The sequence below is a fragment of the Streptomyces sp. NBC_01017 genome, assembly GCF_045162795.1.
In the GTDB taxonomy this organism is placed as follows: Bacteria; Actinomycetota; Actinomycetes; order Streptomycetales; family Streptomycetaceae; genus Streptomyces; species Streptomyces machairae.
The window spans coordinates 9,514,406-9,533,776 of record NZ_CP108683.1 but is presented as its reverse complement, the minus strand read 5'-3'; the positions used below and the strand labels follow the sequence as shown (position 1 = coordinate 9,533,776).

Sequence of the window (19,371 nt, the reverse complement as noted above, 5' to 3'; positions counted from 1 at the left end):
ACACCACGAGGCCAGCGACGATCGGCGCCATGCCTCGCGGACCCGCCCTGGGCGCCCCCGCACTCTCCGAACCCCTCAGCCGGGAGCGGCACCGGATTCTGCACACCGTCCACGACCGGCTCGAGGACGTGGCGAAGACCGCCGTTGCGGTGATGCGCACGGAGATCCCGTCGTACGCGCTGCAGGACGAACGGTTCTTCGACGACGTACGGGACCAGGTCCTCACGCACTACCGGATGCAGCTGGCGGCGCTGGCCGGAGACCAGGACATCGCCCCCGAAGACCTGGTCTTCAGCCGCGCGGCAGCCATGCGCAGGGCACGCGCGGGGTTTGCCCTCGAGGACTGGATCAGTGCCTTCCGGGTGGGCCGGCAGGTGCTGTGGGACGAGCTGTTGGACTGCGCGGGCACGTCCCCCGAGGCGCAGCAGGCCGCGCTGTCCCTCGTCACACCGCTGATGCGGTACGTCGACTACGCCAGCACTCATGCCGCGCAGGCCTATGTCGAGTACCAGCAGCATGTGGTCGCCGACGCGGACCGGGAGCGCCGGGATCTCCTGGACCAGCTCCTGGCCGGCGCTGCACCGGCGCGCGGTCCGCTGCTCGCCGCGGCGCAGGCGTACGGCATCGGACCGCACTCGCCGATGATGGCGGTCGTGGCGGTGTGCGTCGGCGACACCCGCACCGGCGACCTCACCTCGGCCGAGCAGGGCTATGCGACCAGCGCATCCATCGGCGTTGCCGGTCCCTGGGCCGGCCGGACCCTGGTCGTCGTGCGGCACGGCGAGGTGGTGGCCGTGCCCGTGGTCCGCACCGGCATGGACGCGGAGGACATCTGCGCCCACTTCGAGGCGGTACAGCAACGGCTCGCGCGCGAGGGAACCATGCTGTCCATGGGCATCAGCACGGTCGCCCAGGGCGCCGGCGAACTGCCGCGCGCCTACGAGGAGGCACGGGCCGCCCTCGACCTCGTGCCGGGCGGGGGCGGGGTGGCGGCACTGCCGCGGCTGTCCCCGTTCGACTACCTGGCGCTGCGCGCCGACGACCTCGCCCGGCAGCTGGTCGATCCCCGCGTGCGTGCGCTGTTGGAGGAGGACCGCGGACGTGGCGACACGCTGGCGGTCACCATACGGGCCTTCGCGGAGGCCGACCTCAACCTGCGGCTGGCCGCCGACCGGCTGCGGGTGCACCACAACACGGCGCACTACCGGTTGCGCCGGATCGAGGAACGCACCGGGCGCAATCCGCGCCGGATCGCCGACCTCCTGGAACTGCTGGTCGCCCTCGCCATCCGCGACGGGGCCGGGGAAGGTGGGGACTGCCTGTGAGCGGCATCGTGGAGTCTGCCGGGACCGAGGCGCTACGTCAGCCGGCGGACGGGCAGGACGGAATGGACCGGCCGGAGGCGGCCACCGGGGAGCACCGAACGGTCCGCAGTGCGCTTCTCGACGCAGCGCTGGAGGTGTTCGGCGAGCGCGGTTACGCCGACGCCGGTCTCGCCGAGATCGCGGCGCGCGCCGGCATCCCGGTGGGCAGCCTCTTCCAGCACTACGGCGGCAAGCGAGGGCTTTACCTCGCCCTCTGGGAGGAGTTCCGGGAGGAACAGGAGCGCCGGACCGCAGCCACGCTGACCGCCGAGCGAGGCCGTGGCGTGGACGACCCCATCGCCCTCTTCGTGGCGGGAGCCAGGGCGTACCTGGAGGGTGCCTGGGACAACCGGCGACTCGGCAGACTCATCGCGGAGGACGACGGTCCCGCGGGCTTCGACGCCCTGCGCCGCCAGTGGGACCGCGCGTGGGTACGGCGCAACGCCCGGCTCCTGGAGGTGGACGAGAAGCGACGTGCCGGCCGGGTTCGGGTGAGAGTGCTCACCACCGTGATCGGCGGTGCGGCACGCGAGCTGGGCGACTGCGGGGACGAGACGGAGGCCTTGGAGATCGTGGACGAGGTATGCGGCATCCTGATCCATCTGACGGCACCGACTGGCTGAAACGCCCTGCGCGTGGCGGGCGACAGGACGGGGCCACAGCCCGACGGCACCCGAATCCCGGTCACCGGGCACCGGCTGCCGGGCCAGGGCCGGCGTTGCTGGCACCGCGCCCACGCCGGGTCTGACGTACGGGTGGTCAGATACCTGCGATGTCCGCGACTTCGTGGGCCTTCGCCACCAGTGCGTCGATGCGCGCAGCGGTCGGCGTTCCGGACGCGGCCTTGTTCTTCGGTTCGTCCATCGCGCGGCGCATGACGCCCTCCCCGATGATCGCGACCTTCCACAGTCCCATCGCGTGCCAGTAGCCCAACGCCGTCAGGTCCCGTCCCGACGCCGCCGAGTAGGCAGCCACGAGTTCCTCGCGGGGCGGGAAGCCGTCGAGAGTCGTCGGGACGAAGTCGCTGAAGGTGTTCTCACTCCTGGCCGGCCAGTAGGCCAGCAGGCTGCCCATGTCCGCCAGCGGGTCTCCCAGTGTCGACAGCTCCCAGTCGAGCACCGCGCTCACCTCCCCGCTGGCGTAGGAGGTGATGACGTTGCGCAGATGGAAGTCTCCGTGCACGAGCGTCAGTTCGCGCTGCTCCGGCACGGCCGCGACGAGGCGCCGGGTGAGGTCCTCCAGGGTGGGCAGCTCGCGGGTCCTGGACTTCTCCCACTGGGCCGACCACCGCTTGAGCTGACGCTGCGCATACGGCTTGTGGCCGGCCAGACCGGTCAGCCCGGCCGCGTCGAGACCGACCGCGTGGATCTTCGCCAGCGTCCGCGGCAACGACATCCCGATCGCCCGGCGACGCTCGGGCGTCAACGACCGCGCGATCGACATCCTGTCGACGACCTCGCCGTCCACGAACTCCATGAGCAGCAGCGGGACATCGGTCACGGCGGGATCATCGGTCAGCCCGAGCACCCGCGGGGTCGGGACGGCGGTGCTCTCCAGGGCCCTCAGAATCCGCGCCTCGCGGGCCACGTCGTGCGCCGACGCCAGCAGACGACCCAGTGGCGGGCGCCGCAGCACCCATCTGCGGCCGTCCTGGTCCTGTACGAGATACGTCAGATTCGACTGGCCCAGCCCGATCCGCTCGAAGGCCAAGGGCCCGGCGAAGTCGACGCCGAGGGTTGCGAACCAGCGGCCCACCGCCCCGGCGTCGATTCCGTGAAGGTCCGCGCTAGACACCGACGCCGGCCCCTTGCCTGAACGGGAGCGCGTCACCGAGCAGTTGCCCCCCGTCGATCACCATGGTCTCGCCGGTGATCCAACTCGCGGCGTCCGAGACGAGGAAGGCGACCGCGGAGGCGATATCGGCAGGCTCCCCTATGCGGCCCAGCGCCACCGAGGCGGACACCGCCTGCTCGTGTTCCTTCCACAGAGCCTCGGCCAGCTTCGTACGCACCACACCCGGTGCCACCGCGTTGACGCGGACCTTCGGCGAGAGCTCCAGGGCCAGTTGCCTGGTGAGATGGATCAGTGCGGCCTTCGACGCGTTGTACAACCCGATGTTCGCCTCGGAGGCCATGCCGCCCACCGACGCGGTGTTGACGACCGCACCGCCGTGCTCCCCCATCCAGGCCCGCGTGGCCAGCCCCGTCCACAGGACGGGCGCCCACAGGTTCACGTCGAAGGTCTTCGCGAACCGACCGTGGTCCTGGTCGATGACCGGCCCGAACGCCGGGTTGGTCCCCGCGTTGTTGACGAGGATGTCCAGGCTGCCGAAGCGCTCGAGCGTCAGTTCCACACAGCGCTGGGCCGCCTCTTCGTCGACCGCATGCGCACCGATGCCGACCGCCGTGCCCTTGACCTGGGCCGCGGCGGCGTCCGCGGCTTCCTGGGACCGGGAGGTGAGGACGACGTTTCCGCCGGCCGCGGCGATGGCCTGGGCGACCGCCAGCCCGATACCGCGTGAGGCCCCGGTGACGACGGCGGTGCGACCGGTGAGATCGAGTCCTGTCACCTCAGTTCACCGCCGCCGTCGCGTCGCGGTACTGCCGCAGTTCCTGCTTGGCGATGGCCCGCTTGTGAACCTCGTCGGGACCGTCGGCCAGCCGCAACGTCCGCAGATGCGCGTACATCATCGCCAAGGGGAAGTCGTCGGTCACTCCGGCTCCCCCGTGCACCTGAATCGCGCGGTCGACGATCTTCAACGCGATGTCGGGGGCGGCCACCTTGATGGCCGCGATCTCGGTGCGCGCTTCCTTGTTCCCGACCGTGTCCATGAGATACGCGGCCTTGAGCGTGAGCAGGCGGATCATCTCGATGTCGATACGCGCTTCCGCGATCCAGTCCTGGATGTTGGACCGTTCGGCGACCGGACTGCCGAAGGTCACCCGTGACTGTGCACGCCGGCACATCAGTTCCAGCGCCCTCTCGGCCGCGCCGATGGCTCGCATGCAGTGGTGTATACGACCGGGCCCGAGCCGGGCCTGGCTGATCGCGAAACCCTCGCCCTCGCCCTTGAGCACGTCCTTGGCCGGCACCCGGACATCCTCGAAGACGATCTCCGCATGGCCCTCGCGATCCGCGTACCCGAACACCGGGAGGTTCCTGACCACAGTGACCCCGGGGGCGTCGATCGGGACGACCATCATCGACTGCTGGCGATGCGGGGCCGCCGTGGGGTCGGTCTTGCCCATCACGATGAGCACCTTGCAGTTCTTGTGCATCGCGTTCGAGGCGAACCACTTGCGGCCGTTGAGCACGTACTCGTCGCCGTCGCGCTCCATCCGCAGCTCGATGTTGGTGGCGTCGGAGCTGGCGACCCGCGGCTCGGTCATCGCGAAGGCCGAAGCCATCGTTCCGTCGAGCAGGGGCCCCAGATACTTCTCCTTGTGCTCGTCGCTGCCGAACAGCGTGAGCACCTCCATGTTGCCGGTGTCGGGCGCGTTGCAGTTGCAGGCCTCGGAGGCGATGTGGCTGCGGCCCATGATCTCCGCCAGCGGCGCGTACTCGAGATTGGTCAGACCGGGGCCCCGGTCCGGGTGCGGGTGGAAGAGATTCCACAGTCCACGCCTGCGCGCCTCGGCCTTGAGCTCCTCGATGACCGGCGGGTGGAAGTGCGGGTCGCCCGACGCGCGCATCTGCTCGTCGTACACCGCCTCGGCGGGGTAGACGCGTGAATCCATGAACTCGAGCAGATCCGCCCGGTACTTCTTGGCGCGGTCCGACATCTCAAACAGGGACATCCGAACTCCTGACGGGTAGGGAGGGAAAGTTGGGCGGGCGCTTGTCCAGATGGCTGGCCACGCCTTCGACGACGTCGGACCCGCGGAAGGCCTGGAGCATGAGGCCTTCCGCCCGGCTCACGGAATCGGCGTAGGTGCCGTCCGCGTCGTTGCTCAGTTGGCTCTTGATGACGGCCATGGATGCCGGGGAGCAGCGCCTCGCCAGATCGGCGGCGTACTCGACAGCGGCATCCACCACGCCGGCGGTGGGGACCAGGTGGTCGAGGAGTCCGACACGGAATGCCTCTTCGGCCTCCACCATGCGACTCGACAGCAACAGGTCCGCTGCCCGGCTGTGCCCCACCAGCCGGGGCAACAGCCAGGAGATCCCGTACTCGGCGATCAGCCCGCGTTGCGCGAATGCCGTGGTGAACCGGGCCGAGGGCGAGCCGAAGCGGATGTCGCAGTAGAGCGCCTCCACCATGCCCAGGCCGGCGGCCACCCCGTTGACCGCTCCGATCAGCGGTTTGCGCAGGGTCCGCGGAACGTCCCGCGGACGGCGCCGTGCCCTGTCCGCCTCGGAGACCTCGCCGACCGCCTGCAGCCGTTGCAGGTCGGCTCCGGCGCAGAATCCGCGTCCCGCGCCGGTGACCACGACGGCACGTACGTCCGGGTCGTCCTCGGCGGCGTCGAGCAGCGCGAAATAGCGGTCCTCGAGTTCTTCGGTCCAGGCGTTCAGCTTGGCGGGCCGGTTGAACGTGAGCACCAGCACCGGCCCTCGGTGTTCGGCGAGGACGAGCTCGCCCGGCGCGCCGGTCATGCCTGCGCCAGCAGGGAGCTCTGGTACCGGCGCATTCCGCGCAGCCACCGGTCGTAGTCCGAGCCCTTGTGCCGGTACATCTCAAGAACGTCTTCGTGCGGCAGGACGAGGAAGCGCTCGTCGTCGATTGCGGCCAGGACGGCGCCGGCGACTTCGGCCGGCTCGAGGACGTCACCGGCGGAGGTGACGGCTCGCGTCGCGGCTCTTCCCAGGGCGTCCCCCGAGTCCTCCCCGGAGTACAGCAGCTTGGTGTTCACCCCCATCGGGCACAGACAGCTGACCCGGACCCCGCGATCGCCGTAGGTGACGCTCAGCCATTCGGCGAAGGCGACCGCCGCGTGCTTGGTGACGGCGTACGTGGCGGAGCCGATCTGGGTGAGCAGTCCCGCCGCCGAGGCCGTGCTCACGAAGTAGCCCTCACCGCGCTCGAGCCACCCCGGTACCAGCAGCCTCGCCGCACGGATGTGGGCGCGCAGATTCACGTCGATCGAGTGGTCCCAGTCCTGCTCGCTCGCGTCGAGGCCGGGCGCCCCGGCGATGCCCGCGTTCGCGAAGTAGAGGTCGACCGGGCCGAAGGTGCTCTCCGCCAGGTCGACCAACTGCTGGATCTGCTCGGTGTCCGACGCGTCCGCGGCGGCGCTGACGGTGCTTCCCGGATGGTCGGCGTTGACGCTCTCCGACACCGCCCGCGCGCTGTCCGCGTCGAGGTCCGCGACGACGACCCGGGCGCCTGCGCGAGCGAGCCGTGCGACCAGCGCACTGCCGATGCCTGCGCCACCACCGGTGACGACAGCGACTCTTTGTGCAACGTTCACAGCGAACCCTCTCGGTGGCGGGGCGTGCGAGGCCGGGGCCGGCCCCGAGATCGTGGGGCCGTGCTCTGCTGAACTGTATAGTTGAATCCGACGTCAAGTTCAATAGCAGGATGCAGGACACCGCACGAAGAAGAACGAACTGACCGCCCCTGCGGAGGAGGCAAAAAGGAGAAGCACCCGGCGGTGCCGGGTGCTGTGAGGCAGGTGGTGTGGTGCAGCCGCCGGATCAGCGGTGGTCGGGGAAACGAAGGGCGTTCGCCCAGAGCCGGGTGACCGTGGACACGAGCTCCTCGAAGTCCGCCGAAGCACCTTCTTCTTGCCGTTCGGCGAGTACGAAGGCGTTGTAGGCCATGACGCTGACCATGCCCGACAGCGCACGGGAGGCCATCATCGGATCGACCTCACGGTCTGCGACACCCCGCGCCTGCAGGTCGGCGATGCCGCGGGCATTGCGGCGGATGAACGCGTCGGCGCGCCGGCTCCGGAAGTCGCGGAACTCCGGCTCCACTTGGGCGACCTGCTCGAGCAGGCCCATCAGCTTCGCGTTCCGTTTGTACGCCTCGAGGTACGCGCGATTGCTCGCCTCAAGTACCGCATAGGGATCGTCGGTGCCCTGCACCCGGCGCATGCCGGGGTGCATCATGTCCTCCTGCGCCTCCAGGAGGACGGCGGCGAGCACCTCTTCCTTGTTGGCGAAGTAGGTGTAGAAGGATCCCGCCGCGCACTGAGCTTCTTTGGTGATGTCGGTCAGGCGGGTGTCGAGGTAGCCGTCCCGTTCGAACACCTTCCGTGCGGCTTTCACCAATGCGGCCCGCGTCCGAGCTCCGCGCTTCGTAGTGGGCGGCTCGCGAAGGTGCGAGAGGGGCGCCATGGGTGGCGCTTCGTCGCCGTCGATCTCCTCGGGAGCAGTGGTGTCCATCCCGGAAACTGTACTTGAATCCGACACCATGCTCACAATCCGTAAGGTGGGGACGCCGGGGACGCTCAGTGGCGGCCGGCGGCAATGTCGGCGGTCGGCGTGTCACGGGTCAGAGCGGTACGGTCGATGGACCGCTTGAGAATCTTCCCGGTCGGGCCCTTGGGGAGCGCGTCGACGAACCGGACGATGCGCGGGATCTTGTAGGCGGACAGCCTCTCTCGTGCCCAGGTCGACACCTCGCCGGCACCGAGCCCGGAACCGGGCCGGGCCGCGATGAGCGCGGCGACCTCCTCGCCGTAGTGCTCGTCCGGAACGCCGATCACGGCTGCCTCGACGATGTCCGGATGCTCGTAGAGAACCTCCTCGACCTCGCCGGGGTAGACGTTGTAACCGCCGCGGATGATCAGGTCCTTGATGCGGTCGACGATGCGCAGGTCCCCGTCCGTGTCGGTTTCACCGAGGTCGCCGGTCCGGAACCAGCCGTCGGACGAGAGGGCCGCGGCGGTGTCCACGGGGCGGTTCCAGTAGCCGCGCATCACTGTGGGTCCCTTGATGTGGACCTCTCCGACGGTGCCCGGCGGGCACTCCTGGCCCTCGTCGTCACGCACCTGAACCCGCGTCCGCGGCACCGCCCTGCCGGTGTACCCCGTCTTGCCGCCGCGGTCGATGTCGTTGAAGGTGCCGAACGCGGTGGTCTCGGTGAGCCCATACCCTTCGAGGATGGTGCAGCCGAAGCCGGCTTCGAAGGCCCGGGCGATCTCCCCGGGAAGCGACGCGCCGCCGGAGACGGCGACACGGAGCCCGGCGAAGTCCGCCGGGTTCGCATCACCCGCCGCGTGCAGCAGCGCGTTCCACATGGTCGGCACACCGGCCATGATGGTGAGCCGGTCTCGGCGGAGCATGTCCAGCATCGACGCCGGGTCGAACCGGGCCAGCAACGACATCGAGCCGCCCACCGTCAAGGTCGCCATCATGACCGATGCCTGGCCGAACACATGGAACAGCGGGAGTCCGGTGCCGGTACGGTCGGCGCTGGAGGCACGGCTGCACTCGGCGCCGATCTCCCCGGCGGACAGCAGGTTCCCGACGGTGAGTTGGGCCCCCTTCGGCCGCCCCGTGGTTCCCGAGGTGTACAGGATGGCCGCGGTCTCGTCGCGGTGCCGGTCGACGACGCCGACAGGAGCAGCGTCGGCCGACGCGCCCGGGGACAGCGTCCAAGAGGGCATTGAGAGCGCCGCGGCCGCCTCCGCGACAGCGGGGCCGAGGGCGTGCCATGCGATCGCCAATGAGCATCCGGCGTCGCCGAGAACGTACTCGACCTCGGGCCGGGTGGACATCGTGTTGACCGGCACCACGACACAGCCCGCGGCCTGAATCCCGAGGTAGGCCACCACGAACTCGGGCACCGACGGCGCCGCGAGCAGCACCCGGTCCCCCGGGGACAGGCCCGCGGCGACCAGGGCGCCCGCGTACCGCGTACTCGCGTCACGCAGCCGAAGGTAGGTCCACTGATCCGTGGCGCCGCGCAGTGCGATGTTGTCGGGAGTGGCGGCCGCGTGGCGGCACACAGGATCGAAGACGCTGGTCATGGGCGTGCCTTCCGGGACGAGAGCAGGTGATGGTGCGGGTCGCACCCGCTCCGATGGGTTGACTTGGCCCGGCTTCGGCATCAAGTCCTCGGGCGGTGCGGCCGGATGACCGACCTCACTGCGCCCGTTCGGTGGACCGTCAGGTGGTGATCCCGAAGCGTTCGGCGAGTTGGCGGCGGGTATCGGCGGCACTGGTGTGCAGTACGCCCTCGATTCCGATCCGCGCCGCTCCGTCGAGGTTCTGCTGCAGATCGTCGATCATGACGGCCGCCTCGGGCTCGATGCCGAGGCGTTCACATGCGATCGCGTAGATCCGCCGGGAGGGCTTGCGGATTCCGACCTCGGCGGAGATGACGATCACGTCGGCGACAGCGGCGAGTTCGACCCCGTCGTAGGTTCCGGTACCGAAGGAATTGGACACGAGCGCAACGGGACGGCCGGCGGCTCGGAGATCACCGAGCAGCGCGAGCATGTCCTGGTCGATCGACATCGCCGCCTGCATGCGGGCCGTGAGCCCCTCGGCCACCACGTCGGCTCCGTGCGCACGGAGCCGTGCGGCGAATCCTCGCTCGAAGGCTTCGGCGTCGATACGGCCGCACTCGTGGTCGGCCAGCAGGGTGCGTGATGCCTCGTCCTTGCCGAGGAGGTCGAGCGGCAGGCGCGGGTCGCCGCCGAGCGAGGCCCCGAAGTCGGTGAAAGCCCGCAGCACACTGGAGGTGATGACCCCACCGAAGTCCACGAGGACCGCGGTTCGCGCCTTGTCCGTCACGGTCGACACCTCAGGCAACCTCGAACAGTCCGGCTGCGCCCATTCCGCCGCCGATGCACATCGAGATCACCACATACCGGACGCCCCGGCGCTTGCCCTCGATGAGGGCATGCCCCACCAGCCGGGCACCGGTCATGCCGTACGGATGACCGACCGAGATGGCGCCGCCATCGACGTTGAACCGCTCCGGGTCGATGTGCAGTTCGTCGCGGCAGTACAACGCCTGGGAAGCGAACGCCTCATTGAGTTCCCACAGGCCGATGTCGTCAATGGTGAGGTCGTGCTGCTTCAGCAGCTTCGGAATGGCGAACACCGGCCCGATGCCCATCTCGTCCGGCCCGCAACCGGCAACGGTCATACCCCGGTAGACGCCCAGCGGTTCCAGTCCGCGACGCTCGGCCTCCTTCGACTCCATCAGCACCGACGCCGAGGCCCCGTCCGACAACTGCGAGGAGTTGCCCGCCGTGACGCTGGAATGCTCGCTCACCTGGCCGTCCGGCAGCACCGGCGCCAACCCGGCCAAGCCCTCGAGCGTCGTCGACGCGCGGTTGCCCTCGTCCCGGGTCAGGGTCACAGCCTCGTCCCGCACCTCCCCGGACTCCTTGTCCAGGACCTTCTTGACGCTGTCGAGCGCGACGATCTCCTGGTCGAATCGGCCGGCGTCCTGCGCCGCAGCGGTGCGCTGCTGTGACACCAGCGCGAACTCGTCCTGGCGTTCCCGGCTCACGCCGTAGCGCTCGGCGACGATCTCCGCCGTGTGCAGCATCGGCAGGTAGATGTCCGGCGTGTGCTCAACCAGCCAGGGGTCCGTCATGCGGTGGGTGTTCATGTGGTCGTTCTGCACCAAGGAGATCGACTCGACACCGCCGCCGACAGCGACCTGCATTCCGTCCGCGACTATCTGCTTGGCGGCTGTCGCGATGGCCATGAGACCCGACGAGCACTGCCGGTCGATCGTCATCCCCGACACGATGTCCGGAAGTCCGGCACGCAGAGCGGCCTGCCGCGCGACATTGAAACCCGAGGACCCCTGCTGCACGGCACAGCCGAAGATCACATCCTCGACCTCACCTCCCTCGAGCCCGGCGCGCTGCACCGCGTGCGAAAGGGCATGGGCGCCGAGTTCCTGCGCCTGGGTGTCGTTGAACGCGCCGCGGTACGCCTTGCCGATCGGCGTCCGTGCTGTCGAAACGATGACTGCTTCCCTCATGTCGCCTCACTGTTTCCTGTTGGTCCGGTTCGTCCGGGCCCTCGGACCGGAACTTCGAACGCCGCGATCCGGGCTCGGTTGCCGGTGGGGGTGCCGAACGCCAACTCCGGCGGGGAGAGGGCGCATTGACCGACTCCTCGGATGACCGATGACATGCCATGGCCGCAGGGGCCAGGGGTCGGCCTTCCGACTGGTTATAGTTGAATTCGGCGTCAGGTTCAATCATGCCTCGGTCTTGACAGTTCGCTCCCGCGCCTGGAAGGTACCGACCAGTCGGTACAAAGAGGTGGGCCGTGACTCAGCTGAGCATCTCCACGGGTGCGGGTTTGTTCGACGCGATCGCGGCGGGACCGCCCGAGGGCCGCCCGGTGCTGCTGCTGCACGGCTTTCCGCAGACGGGGCTGGTCTGGCGACGGCAGATCGAGGCCTTGGCCGCGCACGGCTACCGGGTGGTGGCACCCGACCAGCGTGGATACTCCCCCGGCGCCCGCCCCGCGCGGCCCGAGGACTATCGCATCGGCCTTCTCGTGGACGACGTGGTCGCGATCGGTGAGGAACTGGGCTGGGCGGCGTTCGACCTGGTCGGCCACGACTGGGGAGGCGCGGTGGCCTGGTGGACCGCGCACGCCCACCCCGACCGCGTACGCACCCTGACGGTTGTCTCGACCCCGCACCCCGGCGCTCTGGCCACCGCCCTGCGCACCGACCAGGATCAGCGCAAACGCTCCCACTACATGATCGACTGGCGCGAAACACCCGCGACCGAGGAGCGCATGCTCGCCCACGATGCCCAAGAGCTTCGGGATGTCTACGCCGGAAAGGTCCCGCAAGACAGTGCGGACGCCTACGTACGCCACCTGTCCCGGCCCGGCGCTCTCACCGCGGCGCTGAACTGGTACCGGGCCGGCCGCCCCGAAGGCGCGATCGACGTTGTCGACCTGCCCACGCTGTACGTCTGGAGCACGGAGGACAGCGCGTTCGGCCCGGCAGCCGCGCAGGAGACCGAGCGATGGGTCAACGGGCCGTACCGGTTCGAGACCCTCCAGGGCGTCAGTCACTGGATCCCCGAGGAGGCGCCCGAAACGCTGAGCCGCCTACTGCTCGAACACTTGCGAGCGCACGGCGAGTACTGAACCCGCAGCGAATTTCCCGTTCGTCGACTCTCCGGAGAGGTGACCCATGGAGACTGCGCGCGCGGCCTGGCGCCGCCTCGAGCCCGTCCACGCAATGATCTACTTCGTCCCCGAGGGGAGGCGACGGTACGCGGACCTCGGCCTGAGCGGTCGCGCCGGGTACTTCACCTCCAGGAGCGCCGCGTTCGGCCGCGCATCCGCCGAGCTGGTCATCTCGACCTTCTACAACTTCAACCCCGATGTCGTACGGCAGGCGGTCGATGGGGCCTGGGACGCAACTACGCCGCAGCAAGTGCTGGACGCGCGGTACGCCGCGGCGGGCGAAGCCCTGCGACGGGCGGGAATCCACGGGTTGCCCAACTTCGACGAGGTGCTGACGCTGACCCGCCGGGCCGCTGAGGCGGCCTGCGAACACGCGCAGGGCCGGCCGCTGTTCGCCGCGCATGCCGCACTGCCCTGGCCGCAGGAGCCGGTAGTGCAGTTGTGGCATGCTCAGACGCTGCTCCGGGAGTTCCGTGGCGACGGCCATGTCGCGTGCCTGCTGAGCGAGGGCGTCGGAGGCTTGGAAGCCCTGGTTCTGCACGCCGCGACCGGTGAGGTTCCCGTCGACTTCCTCAAGGCGAGCCGTGCGTGGCCCGAGGAGGAGTGGGCCGGCACCCAGGAGCGCCTACGCACGCGAGGTCTCCTCGACGGCGACTCCCTCAGCCCGGAAGGCGCACTCCTGCGCCGGCACATCGAGGACCGCACCGACCGCCTGGCCCTCCCCGCCTACGCCGTCCTGGGTGACGCGGACTGTGAGCGTCTCGCCGAACTCGCCAGTCCCTTCGGCCGCGCCGTCGTCGAAGCCGGCCTTCTCCATCTCGGCTGACCGGGCCCTCATCCCTCCACCCAGGTCTCCTATGATTCCGGCGGCCGAAGTCAGCACGGAACCAGCACGGGCAGGGTGGCGTGCCAACTCGGTGCCGACCGTCCTGCTTCGCCGCGCCCTCTGCGGAGCTCGACGGCTTCTCCCGGACGTCCCGGAGAACTGGACGGCCTGCGCTCACGGACCCGAATGGGTGTGCGCTGCCCACAACGTCGGGGTGCCGGGGTACCGGTCACGCAGGCGCCGCGTGGCGTGGTGCATGGCGTGGGCGCTGCGCTCGACCCGGGGCGGAATCGTTCCGTTGTCGGTGAGGTGGCCGTAGAAGTCCATCGCCAGCTCGATGGCGGTACGGTCGTCGACGGACCAGAGGGTACCGACGACATGTCGATAGCCCGCGAGCTGGAACGCGGCCGTGATGTGGAGCGCTTCGTCGGCCAGTCTGGCGGCGGTGACGCTGGTTTCACAGGCGGCCAGGTAGGCCAGCGCAACGTTCAGATGAAGGTTGCTGATGTCCGTGACGGTCAGCGGTGCGCGGGCATGGTCGGGCAGGATCAGCCGACTGCGCCCGGGGTCGGTTCCATCGGCCAGTGCGTGGCAGGCGAAGTGGGCGATCCGGTGTCCGTGCAGGGACTCCAGAACCTTGTCGCGGGTCGGATCGGCCAGCAGATGAGCGCCAGGGATGAGCGCGCTGATAGCACGCGTCTCGCCGCGGACTCCGGGCAGTGGGCTGCCAGGAGTGTCGGGCACCGGTACGACCACGGTGGTCGGCGCGCCGGCGTCGGCGCCGCGGGCGCGTGCGTGTTCCAGGGCGCCGACCGTGGTGGTGTACGACGAGACGACGCGGTCCAAGACCGTACGCGGGGCCGCCGTCCCGCCTGAACGTGCGCCGCGGTGCTCGGCGTGGTGGCCGGCAGCATGCAGCGGGAGGAAGGCCATGATGCCGACGGGACACCACCAGAGCCTGGGCCATGACTCCTCGGCGGCGGGGCAGGACGTGTGGCCCACCCGGGTCAGGACGGGTTCGGCGACGACGTCCCACAGCCATTCCAGGACGTCGAGGATCTCGCGCTGGGCCGTGATCCGCCGTTGAGGATCGATCCCAGGGTCCGCGGCATTCCGGTGAGCCGCGCGCAGCCGGTCCGCCTGGTCGTACGCCTTCGCTTGAGTCAGCCCTGGCAGGGGCACGGCCTGGACGGGCGAGTCTGTCCCTGCGGTCAGAATGAGGGCGTCACAGCGAGTGCTGCTGGTGCTGACGAAGACGACGGGACCGTCCTGGGCCTGGCGCGCCAGTCGTGCAGCAGTCGGCGCGTGCTGGAAATCGCCGAATCCGGGCCGCTGCCTGATCTGCTCGACCAGCTCCTGCCAGGCCTGATGGGCTTCGATGCGTTCCTCGGACAGCGGCCGCCCCGACGTCCCGACCGGCTCGCCATCGCCGCGCCCCGGGGATTCCTGCTCCGCCGCCGGACTCGGCGGATCGAGCTCGGCGAGACGGGTGCGCAACCGGTCCAGCCGCTCGGCCAGTTCGGGTGCGTGTGCGCGCAGGCGGATCTGCTCGGGGCTCCGCTGCGCCAGGACGTCGGCAGCGAGAATCCCACGCGTCTGTTCGAGCAGTTCGACCGCTCGGACGGTCCGACCCGCGTGCAAGGCGGCTGCCGCCGCTTCACCGGGCAGTTCGTTCAGCCGGCTCAGCTGATGCTGCCGGTCCGGCCGAACGAGGCTGCGCGGGGCGAACGTCTCCACCAGCTGGATGGCGTCCTCGATGGCTTGGAGTCCGGTCCGGGCATGGTGGGGGATGAGTCCGGCCACCCTCGCATACCGCCGGTACCCCGAGATACGCAGGAAGGTGGTGGCCGTCTGACTGTCCCCGGCCTCGCGGTAGCAGCGAAGCGCCTCGTCGAGTAGGCCCGAGGGCCCGCCCCGCTCGGCCCTGGCCTCCAGGGCGTGCCCGAGGTTGATCAGGAACTCCCCGCGCTCCGGGTGGTCGCGGGCGGTGAGCCGCACCGCGTCGCGCGCGGCTTGGACGGCTTCGTCCAAGACTTCCGCGTCGAAGAAGGGCAAAGAGGAGAACAGCTGGGAGATGGCGCCCTCGATGGGGTTCTCGAACCGCGCGACATCCTGGACGCTGACGGACGACACCGCGTTCTTGAACGCGATCAGCAAGACGGTCGCCAGGCTGTTGAGGTGCCTCGCGGCATTCGGGTGGTCCCGGGGAATGAGCGCCAGTGCCTCCCGCGCCAGCGCCACCGCTTCCCGGAGCACCTCCATGCGCTCGGTGCGGTCGTAATGCATCCTCAACAGGCTCACCAGGCCGATCAGACGTCCGGCTCGGGCCGGGTGGCTGCCCTGCGTGATCTGCACGGCCTCCCGCTGCGCCTCGATCGCCTCGTCGAGCACATCCGGCTGCTCCGTACGCATCCAGAGAATCTGCAGCGTGCTCGCCAGGTTGTTGAGATACATGGCGCGTCGGGGATGCTTGCGCGGGATCAGTGCCGTGGCCTCCCGCTCGGCCCGTACTGCCTCCTCCAGCAGCTCCATCCGGCTGACGTGAAGGTACAAGGCCCGGACTGCGCCGCCGAGACCCGTCAGGTACATGGCCCGGTTGGGGTCGTCCGGGCCGGCCAGGGCCACAGACTCCCTGCCGGCCTCCACGGCTTCCTCCAGGTCCGCCATGTGCGCGGTGCGTGCGAACAGGCGCTGCAGAGCGGTGCTGAGATTGTTGAGGTACTGCGGGCGCTTGGGTTCGCCGACGGGGGTGAGCGCCACGGCTTCGCGCTCGCAGGCGACTGCCGCTCGGAGCAGGCCGGTCCCGTCGGCGTGCTGGGAGCCCGCCCCGCCGGTCTCCCCGTGCAGCTGGGCGAGGGCGCCTCCGAGGTTCGTCAGCCGGCCAGCGCGGCGGGGGTGATCGCGAGGAGTGGCATCCACTGCTTCCCGCCCGTACCGCACCGCCTCTTTGAGCCGCTCCGGATCGCCGGTGCGCTCGTACAGCGTCTGCAGCGTGGTGCAGAGCTGGTCCAGCCGCTGCGCGCGTTCAGGCTCGTCGGGCGGAAGGGCAGGCACCGATTCCCGGGCGACCGAGACGAATTCCTCCAGCACGTCCGTACGGTCGTCGGCGTGGAAGAGGGCTTCGAGGGTGATGGTCAGGAGGTTGAGCACCTCGGTACGTCCGGCGTGCTCCCGCGGCGTCCGGGCCACTGCTTCGCGCAGGGCCTCGGCCGCAGCCTCCATGTCGTCGACGCGACCGGAGTGCGCATGGCTCAAGTGGAGCGCCAGGGCCAGGTGGTTCAGATGCTTGAAGCGGTCGGGGTGGTCCTGCGGAACGGCGTCCAGTGTCTCCCGCCCGATGTGTACCGTCTCCTCCACCAGGTCGGGGACTTGATCACGCATGGACAGTTCGAGGAGTCGGGAACCGAGGCTTGCCAGGCGGTCGATGCGTGCCGCGTCGTCAGGCGGGGTGCACCGTACGACTTCGCGTCCGGTCTCAACCGCCTCTTCGAGCAGGCCGGGCCGTCCGGTGCGCTTGTGCGCGATGGTCAGGGCGATTCCGAGATTGACCAGGTACATGGTGCGGTCCGGGCGGTCCTGCGGGGTAAGAGACACCGCTTCGCGGATCGCCCGCAGCGACTCGTCCAGACCATCGAGCCCGCCGGTGACCTGGTACTCACGGCCGAGAGCACCAGCAAGGCAGCTCAGTACGGCGGCGCGCTCCGGAGAGTTCGGCGGCAGTGCATCCAGCGCTTCCCGTACGGCCTGGACCGCTTCCGCGTACGCGCGCGGCTCGCCGGTGTACTTGGCCCGGAGCCCAAGAACATGTTCCAGGCTGGTCACCCGCAGGGCGTAGCCGGAACGTCCACGTGCGAGCCGCAGCGCCGCACGCTCGGTCGTGATGGCTTCCGCCAGCACGTCCTGGTTCTGGGTGCGTGCGTACAGGTCCCGGAGGCAGACTCCGAGGTCGCTCAGGCGCACGAGGCGATCTCGATGGCCGTGCGGCGTGCGCGCCACCGCCGCACGGAAATACGTGGCAGCGGTGCGCAGGTCCTGCAGCTCGCCGGAGCGGTCGAACGCGAACACCATGGCGGAGGCGCGGCGTCCCAACGCCTCCGGGCCCTCGCGCACGAGCGGTGCCAGCCCCGCCTCCATGCGGAAGGCCGTGCGCAACGGCTCCGGCACGAGGTCCGGGTCGGCCCAGTAGACAGGCAGCATGAACCGCAGGACCGCGTCCAGGTCGCCCATGCCGCCACGCTGGGCGAGCACTTGAGAACGTAACCAGTGGTAGGAGCCCAGTATCCGGGCCGCCTCGAGGTCTGATTCCGGTTCGACGACGGCTGTGAGGCCGACGGCGGCGCGTTCGGCTTCAGGCTCCAGAATCCCGAGGGGATCCCTGACGCAGCGGTCCAGGCACTGCTGAAGAGCGGCGAGCGCCGCCAGACGGTCCGGCACTGCAGATCCCCCCGCGATCGGCATCTGTCATCAGAATCGTATCCGCCGATAGGGCGACGCGGTGTACGCTCCGGCCCGTTCGCACGCGAGAAGCCAAGGCCGGACGGGGAGGAACAACGAGCGTGGACATGGAGGTTCGCGAACGGGTCAAGGCACTCTGCGGCCAGCTCAGTCGCTGGCCCTCGGTACGGGAGACCGTTCGCGAGGGAGCCGCTGAGGGCGCACTCGACGAACTGCTGACCCTGCTGAGAGGCCGTGAGGAGCCCGACCCGGCCCGGCTGGAGGAACTGCTCGACACGATCGGCCGGGCCGCCGCCGAGCGCGGACTGCCGGGCCTGACGAGCCGAGTGCGCGGCCCGATTCCCGCTCTGCCACACGGAATGCCCGCCGGCCCCGAAACTCTGGGATGGACGTGCCCGCTGGCACGCTGCACGCGTGTGGTGCTCGCCGGGGAGAGCGAGGGTACCCCGGTGTGCGCGGCTGCCGACCCTGGCGCGAATGCCATGACCCCCTATGCGCCCCGCCCGGGAACACGGTGAACACGTTCCTGGTGGAGTTGGCCACCAGGCTGATGGACCGCTGGCTTACCGCCCTGGTGGCACCTGGGCTGCTGTGGGTCGCGGTCCTGGTTTCAGCAACGCGGCTGGGCCAGGACGCGCCCTTCGAACTCGACCGGCTCAGCGACTGGTTGGACTGGCTCACCCGGCAACCCGCCCTGCATACACCGGCCGTGGTCATCCTGCTGGCCGTCACGGCCGTGCTCACCGCCGGCGCGGTCGGCCTTCTCGCGGGCGCCCTGGGCGGTCTGGCCGAGCGCTGTTGGGCACTTCCCGGCGCCCTGCCGCCCGCCGCCTGGCTGCTCACTGCGCGCCGCCGCCGATGGGACTGGGCAACACGCCGACTGCGGGAGGCTGTTCTGCACGCCGTCGAACTCGACGCCCAGGGGACCGATACAGGGCGCGCCGACGCCTTGGCTCTGCGGCGTCAACGACAACGCGTCCGGCTGGGCCCGGCCCGCCCGGTGCGGCCCACCCGGATCGGGGACCGTTACGCCCGAACCGCCGAGCGCGTGCAGCGCATCAACGGCCTGGATGACCTCGCTCTGGTCTGGCCCCGGCTGTGGACGGTGCTCCCAGACTCGCTACGCACCGAGATCGCCGCCGCCCGGGGCGGCACCAGCGATGCCGCGAGGCTGTTTGGCTGGGGCATGCTCTACCTCGCGATCTCGGCATGGTGGTGGCCCGCCGCCCTCCTCGGCGCGGCCATCTTCGCCGTGGCCACGGTACGGGCCCGCTCCACCAGCGAGAATCTGTCCGCTCTGATCGAGACGGCCGTGGACCTGCACAGCGCGGATCTGTCCGAACGACTCGGGTTGCCGAGCACACCCTCGCCCGTCGCCGCGGGACGTGCGATAACCGACCGGCTGAGAGGCACCTCCGGTAGGGACAACGAGGATGCGAACTGACTACCGTTCCGATCCCGAAACGGAGACCTCCGCCTGCCCCGGACTCTGAAGGGCCCGGGTCGGCGAGTTGTTGCATCAGTTCTCCGGCCAGCCGCAGCAGACCGCGCTCTGCCGGCGTCATGGTCCGTGCGAGCGCTGACGCCAGCCAGGCGTTGCCGTCCCTCACGTGCTCGCGCAACGTTTGCTCGCCCGCTTCGGTGATCTGGATG

The 19,371-nt window shown here is 69.8% G+C and carries 16 protein-coding genes; 6 read left to right on the top strand and 10 right to left on the bottom strand.

The annotated features are described in order from the left end of the window. Nucleotides 1-29 precede the first annotated feature (29 nt). Both OG331_RS43585 and OG331_RS43580 read left to right on the top strand, forming a co-directional pair. On the top strand, nt 30-1,325 hold the full coding sequence (locus tag OG331_RS43585; protein ID WP_406207669.1) for a PucR family transcriptional regulator: 1,296 nt from the start codon (nt 30-32) through the stop codon (nt 1,323-1,325). Further along, entirely contained in the window at nt 1,322-1,987 is a 666-nt protein-coding gene (locus OG331_RS43580) for a TetR/AcrR family transcriptional regulator (protein WP_406207667.1), read from the top strand. The genes OG331_RS43585 and OG331_RS43580 overlap by 4 nt, the downstream gene beginning before the upstream one ends. 136 nt (nt 1,988-2,123) lie before the next feature. On the opposite strand, the gene OG331_RS43575 is transcribed toward OG331_RS43580, so the two are convergent. The 9 genes from OG331_RS43575 to OG331_RS43535 form a co-directional block, all read right to left on the bottom strand. Beyond that, the gene (locus tag OG331_RS43575; RefSeq protein WP_406207664.1) at nt 2,124-3,158 is read right to left on the bottom strand and encodes a phosphotransferase family protein; all 1,035 of its coding nucleotides are present in this window, start codon (nt 3,156-3,158) and stop codon (nt 2,124-2,126) included. After that, nucleotides 3,151-3,933 (bottom strand): SDR family oxidoreductase, encoded by a 783-nt coding sequence (locus OG331_RS43570; RefSeq protein WP_406207661.1) that lies wholly within the window; start codon nt 3,931-3,933, stop codon nt 3,151-3,153. The genes OG331_RS43575 and OG331_RS43570 overlap by 8 nt, the downstream gene beginning before the upstream one ends. A gap of 1 nt (nt 3,934) precedes the next feature. Continuing rightward, a complete protein-coding gene (locus OG331_RS43565) occupies nt 3,935-5,161 on the bottom strand; it encodes an acyl-CoA dehydrogenase family protein (RefSeq protein WP_406207658.1) in 1,227 nt (408 codons plus the stop codon). Beyond that, nucleotides 5,148-5,960 (bottom strand): enoyl-CoA hydratase-related protein, encoded by an 813-nt coding sequence (locus OG331_RS43560; protein ID WP_406207655.1) that lies wholly within the window; start codon nt 5,958-5,960, stop codon nt 5,148-5,150. Before OG331_RS43560 ends, OG331_RS43565 begins: the two co-directional genes overlap by 14 nt. Next, complete coding sequence (locus OG331_RS43555) at nt 5,957-6,775, bottom strand: SDR family oxidoreductase (protein WP_406207653.1); 819 nt, start codon at nt 6,773-6,775, stop codon at nt 5,957-5,959. The genes OG331_RS43560 and OG331_RS43555 overlap by 4 nt, the downstream gene beginning before the upstream one ends. A 226-nt stretch (nt 6,776-7,001) precedes the next feature. Further along, nucleotides 7,002-7,694 (bottom strand): TetR/AcrR family transcriptional regulator, encoded by a 693-nt coding sequence (locus OG331_RS43550; protein ID WP_328429572.1) that lies wholly within the window; start codon nt 7,692-7,694, stop codon nt 7,002-7,004. A 65-nt stretch (nt 7,695-7,759) separates the two neighbouring features. Further along, nucleotides 7,760-9,283, bottom strand: a complete 1,524-nt coding sequence (locus OG331_RS43545) for an AMP-binding protein (protein ID WP_406207649.1) — start codon at nt 9,281-9,283, stop codon at nt 7,760-7,762. A 139-nt stretch (nt 9,284-9,422) separates the two neighbouring features. Beyond that, nucleotides 9,423-10,052, bottom strand: coding sequence for an HAD family hydrolase (locus OG331_RS43540; RefSeq protein WP_406207646.1), 630 nt, complete (start codon nt 10,050-10,052; stop codon nt 9,423-9,425). Between the two features lie 10 nt (nt 10,053-10,062). Beyond that, entirely contained in the window at nt 10,063-11,262 is a 1,200-nt protein-coding gene (locus tag OG331_RS43535) for an acetyl-CoA C-acyltransferase (protein ID WP_406207643.1), read from the bottom strand. A 293-nt stretch (nt 11,263-11,555) separates the two neighbouring features. On the opposite strand from OG331_RS43535, the gene OG331_RS43530 reads away from it, so the two are divergent. Continuing rightward, nucleotides 11,556-12,395 carry an alpha/beta fold hydrolase gene (locus OG331_RS43530; RefSeq protein ID WP_406207640.1) on the top strand — a complete coding sequence of 280 codons (840 nt, stop codon included), beginning with the start codon at nt 11,556-11,558 and terminating at the stop codon, nt 12,393-12,395. 46 nt (nt 12,396-12,441) lie between these two features. Beyond that, nucleotides 12,442-13,263: an SCO6745 family protein gene (locus OG331_RS43525; protein WP_406207637.1), complete on the top strand. Its 822-nt coding sequence runs from the start codon at nt 12,442-12,444 to the stop codon at nt 13,261-13,263. Between the two features lie 174 nt (nt 13,264-13,437). On the opposite strand, the gene OG331_RS43520 is transcribed toward OG331_RS43525, so the two are convergent. Beyond that, on the bottom strand, nt 13,438-17,697 hold the full coding sequence (locus OG331_RS43520) for a CHAT domain-containing protein (protein ID WP_406207635.1): 4,260 nt from the start codon (nt 17,695-17,697) through the stop codon (nt 13,438-13,440). A gap of 122 nt (nt 17,698-17,819) precedes the next feature. Here OG331_RS43520 and OG331_RS43515 point away from each other — a divergent pair, with 122 nt between their 5' ends. After that, nucleotides 17,820-18,236, top strand: coding sequence for a hypothetical protein (locus OG331_RS43515; protein ID WP_406207632.1), 417 nt, complete (start codon nt 17,820-17,822; stop codon nt 18,234-18,236). Further along, a complete protein-coding gene (locus OG331_RS43510) occupies nt 18,233-19,162 on the top strand; it encodes a hypothetical protein (RefSeq protein ID WP_406207629.1) in 930 nt (309 codons plus the stop codon). The genes OG331_RS43515 and OG331_RS43510 overlap by 4 nt, the downstream gene beginning before the upstream one ends. Nucleotides 19,163-19,371: the final 209 nt, after the last annotated feature.

Bases quoted from the DNA above. Each gene is read 5' to 3' on its own strand.
- OG331_RS43585 (WP_406207669.1), top strand. From the start codon at position 30: ATGCCTCGCGGACCCGCCCTGGGCGCCCCCGCACTCTCCGAACCCCTC.
- OG331_RS43565 (WP_406207658.1), bottom strand. From the start codon at position 5,161: ATGTCCCTGTTTGAGATGTCGGACCGCGCCAAGAAGTACCGGGCGGAT.
- OG331_RS43535 (WP_406207643.1), bottom strand. From the start codon at position 11,262: ATGAGGGAAGCAGTCATCGTTTCGACAGCACGGACGCCGATCGGCAAG.
- OG331_RS43525 (WP_406207637.1), top strand. From the start codon at position 12,442: ATGGAGACTGCGCGCGCGGCCTGGCGCCGCCTCGAGCCCGTCCACGCA.
- OG331_RS43560 (WP_406207655.1), bottom strand. From the start codon at position 5,960: ATGACCGGCGCGCCGGGCGAGCTCGTCCTCGCCGAACACCGAGGGCCG.
- OG331_RS43545 (WP_406207649.1), bottom strand. From the start codon at position 9,283: ATGACCAGCGTCTTCGATCCTGTGTGCCGCCACGCGGCCGCCACTCCC.
- OG331_RS43550 (WP_328429572.1), bottom strand. From the start codon at position 7,694: ATGGACACCACTGCTCCCGAGGAGATCGACGGCGACGAAGCGCCACCC.